The 3,180-nt window shown below is 67.2% G+C and carries 2 protein-coding genes and 2 pseudogenes; 1 reads left to right on the top strand and 3 read right to left on the bottom strand.

Translation table 11 applies throughout. The annotated features are described in order from the left end of the window. Nucleotides 1–140: 140 nt before the first annotated feature. Nucleotides 141–335 (top strand): annotated as a pseudogene (locus CCS01_RS35280) (transposase domain-containing protein); the annotation flags it as partial. Between the two features lie 263 nt (nucleotides 336–598). Here CCS01_RS35280 and CCS01_RS16455 read toward each other — a convergent pair. The 3 genes and pseudogenes from CCS01_RS16455 to CCS01_RS16445 all read right to left on the bottom strand — a co-directional run. Then, a complete protein-coding gene (locus tag CCS01_RS16455) occupies nucleotides 599–862 on the bottom strand; it encodes a hypothetical protein (RefSeq protein ID WP_104519874.1) in 264 nt (87 codons plus the stop codon). Between the two features lie 91 nt (nucleotides 863–953). After that, nucleotides 954–1,826: an IS21-like element helper ATPase IstB gene (istB, locus tag CCS01_RS16450; protein ID WP_104519873.1), complete on the bottom strand. Its 873-nt coding sequence runs from the start codon at nucleotides 1,824–1,826 to the stop codon at nucleotides 954–956. Beyond that, nucleotides 1,823–3,118 (bottom strand): annotated as a pseudogene (locus tag CCS01_RS16445) (IS21 family transposase); the annotation flags it as partial. The pseudogene CCS01_RS16445 and the gene istB, both read right to left, overlap by 4 nt. Nucleotides 3,119–3,180 lie beyond the last annotated feature (62 nt).

Below are 3,180 nucleotides of genomic sequence, written 5' to 3'. Positions count from 1 at the left end.
CGCTCGCGATGTGCCGCCGTCCACATGGCTTGCTCCTCCTGCCGCGCCGATAACGCGCGACAGAACGACGGGATCGCATATGGACGGTCGTCTCGGTCATAGCGTGTCGCCGCAGTCAAACAGGCTCGAAACCACCGGTTCTGGGCCGCAAGAATTACCTCTTCTGTGGTTCCGACGCCGGCGGAAAGCGCGCGGCCTGCATCTACACCATCATTGAGAGCTGCAAGATGAATGGCGTCGAGCCACAGGCCTACCTGACCGACATTCTCGCACGCATTGCTGATCATCCCATCCAAAAGATCAACGATCTTCTCCCCTGGCACTGGAAAAAGTAGCCCTTCCCAAGCACCAGCTGTAGCGCGCCAATCTGGATGAGAATGAGCGTCAATCAGGATGAGAACTGATGACCGCAACGATCTGATGATGTCGGGTGTGATTGTCGCTGGCAAGGGCGAAGTTTGGCTCTGATTGTCGCGGCGCGACAAACCCTCTGTTACGCAGTAACGGACGCGGAGCCTGTCGCGTGTCGCCCCTGGCAGGCGGCCTGTCTCTGCGCCACCTGCCAGGCCACCGTGACTGCGTAACGCCGGAGGCTGCGTTACTGCGTAACGGTGAAGTAGGCATCCCAGGCGTGCGACATCGGATCGAGTTCGGCGGTGAGTGCATCGTCGGCGACGGCGAGCAGGTGTTCCAGCATGGCGCGCTGGGTGAGGCCGTGATGCCGCGCCAGCCGTGCCAGGGCAAGCGCCGCGCCTGTGCTGACCCAGGTATTGATCCGCCGCTCGCCGTTCTCGCCCGCCGTGGCCCTGCGGTTGCGCCAGGCGGCCTGTCGTTCCGCCGCCGTTCTCGTGCGGTGCGTCATAGGCGTGTCCATTCCACGTGTTGTGACGCAGTCACGGGCCGATCCGGCTGTGACTGCGTAACGGGCAGGCGCACCCCGCGCCCGGGGTGGCTCAGATGTCCGGTGTGGGTGTCGCCGGTGCGGACGCGGGCTGGTCCTGATCGTCGTGCCGCGATACCGCCCTGGCGTCCCTGGCGGTCGCGTAGGTAGGCGGCCGCCCGGGGCCCTTCTGCTTGCGCTCCAGCGCCGTCCGCCGCCGATAGCTGTCGACGTTGATCTCGAAGATCGTGGCGTGGTGGACCAGCCGGTCCACCGCCGCCAGCGTCATCGCCGGATCGGGGAACACCTTGCCCCAGGCGCCGAACGGCTGGTTGGCGGTGATGAGCAGGGAACGGCGCTCATAGCGCGCGCTGATCAGCTCGAACAGCACCGAGGTTTCCGCCTGGTCCTTGCTGACGTAGGCAAGATCATCAAGGATCAGTAGGTGGAAGCGGTCGAGCCGGTTGATCGCCGCCTCGAGGCCAAGGTCGCGGCGTGCGAGCTGGAGCTTCTGCACCAGGTCGGAGGTGCGGGTGAACAGCACCCGCCAGCCGTTCTCCACCAAGGCCAGGCCGATGGCCGAGGCCAGATGGGTCTTGCCGCCGCCGGGCCCGCCAATGAGGAGGAGATTGGCGCCCTTGTCGATCCAACTGTCACCAGCGCAGAGCGCCATCACCCGCGCCTTGGAGAGCATCGGCACGGCGTCGAACTCAAAGCCGTCGAGCGTCTTGCCCGGCAGCAGCCGCGCTTCGGTGAGATGACGCTCGATGCGACGGCGATCGCGTTCGGCCACCTCGTGTTCGGCGAGCGTGGCGAGGAAGCGGGCGGCGGGCCAACTCTCCGTGTCGGCGCGCTCGGCAAAGCCGGCCCAGCCCTGCTTGATGGCGGGCAAGCGCAGTTCGCTGAGCAGCAGCGTCAGCCGGGCGGCGTCGATGGCCGGGTTCATGCCGCTTCTCCCTGCTCGTTGCCGAGCAGCACCTCGTAGCTGCTCAGCGGGGCGAGCTGGACGCTGACCGCGGGCAGCGTCGCCGGATCCGGCGCGAAGCGGTCCCGCAAGGCGGCCAGGTCGGGCAGTTGGTCCGCCGCGAGATCGGCGGCCAGCAGCGCGGCAAGTTCCGCCTCGCAGCCGCGCTCGTGGGCCAGCGCCAGCAGGTTGACCATCAGGCGGCAGGCGGCGGCCTGCGGCAGCTTCTCGAGCAGCCGCTCGAAGGTCTGACGGTAAGCGTCACGCGGGAAGAGCTGGTCACGGTAGACCAGGCCAAGCAGCGCCATCGGCTTGCGCCGCAACGCATGGATCACGTGGCGATAGTCAACGACATGGGCGTGCTTGCCCGTCGGCTCGGCGCGGCCACGGACCAGGGTCATCAAGGCCGTGCCGCCGATGAACAGTTCGAGGCGGTCGTCATACAGCCGCACCCGCAGGCGGTGGCCGATGAGCCGCGACGGCACGGTGTAGAACACCTTCTTGAGCAGGAAGCCGCCCGACGTGGTGACGGTGACGACGGTTTCCTCGTAATCGCCGCTGCGCTGCGCCGGCAGCGGCAGCAGGGCCGCGCGCTCGGCCTCGATGCGCCTGGTGGAGCGGGCGTTCTTGCGGCTGACGGTCTCGTCGATGAACCGGCGATAGCTGGCCAGGCTGGCGAAGTCGCTGCTGCCGCGCATCAGCAGCGCGTCGCTGACCGCCTTCTTGAGATGGCCGTGCGCGCTCTCGATCGAGCCGTTCTCATGCGCCACGCCGCGGTTGTTGCGCGTCGGCTGCATGCCGTAATGAGCGCACAGCATCTCATAGCGCTGGGTCAGGTCCGCGCGCGCATCGGCGTTGAGGTTGCGGAACGCCGCCGAGAGGCTGTCGCTGCGGTGTTCGTGCGGCGCTCCGCCGAGCCCCTCATCTGGCCATTCCACCGGCTTACGCCGGCGGAACCTTTTGGCCAGCTTCGCCCACAAGGCATTTTGCAGTCCCTCGGCCAGCGCCACGTAGCTCTCGCCGCCGAGGATCACATGCGCATGCTCGAAGCCCGAGTAGACCAGGCGGAAGTGATACAGCCGGTGATCGAGCGGTTCACCGGCGACGGTCACGCCGAGATCGGCGTTGTCGGTGAAATCGGACAGCCCCATCCGCCCCGACTCATGCACCTGGCGGAAGATCACCTCCTGGTCCGCGCCATGCAGCGCACGCCATGAGCGGATGCGCCGCTCCAGGGTGCGCCGGACACCGCCGGACAAGCTGGGGTGGCGGCGCTGGTTGATCCGCTTCGCGGCTCAACCTTCGAAGATGGCAACCGCGCGCAGCGTCGGGGTGG

Origin of the sequence: Rhodopila globiformis (assembly GCF_002937115.1) — a bacterium.
GTDB lineage: Bacteria > Pseudomonadota > Alphaproteobacteria > Acetobacterales > Acetobacteraceae > Rhodopila > Rhodopila globiformis.
The sequence above is the reverse complement of the archived record's forward strand: the minus strand, read 5'-3'. Positions and strand labels throughout refer to the sequence as shown.

Excerpts from the sequence above, each read along its gene's own strand:
- istB (WP_104519873.1), bottom strand. The coding sequence starts at position 1,826 with ATGAACCCGGCCATCGACGCCGCCCGGCTGACGCTGCTGCTCAGCGAA.
- CCS01_RS16455 (WP_104519874.1), bottom strand. The coding sequence starts at position 862 with ATGACGCACCGCACGAGAACGGCGGCGGAACGACAGGCCGCCTGGCGC.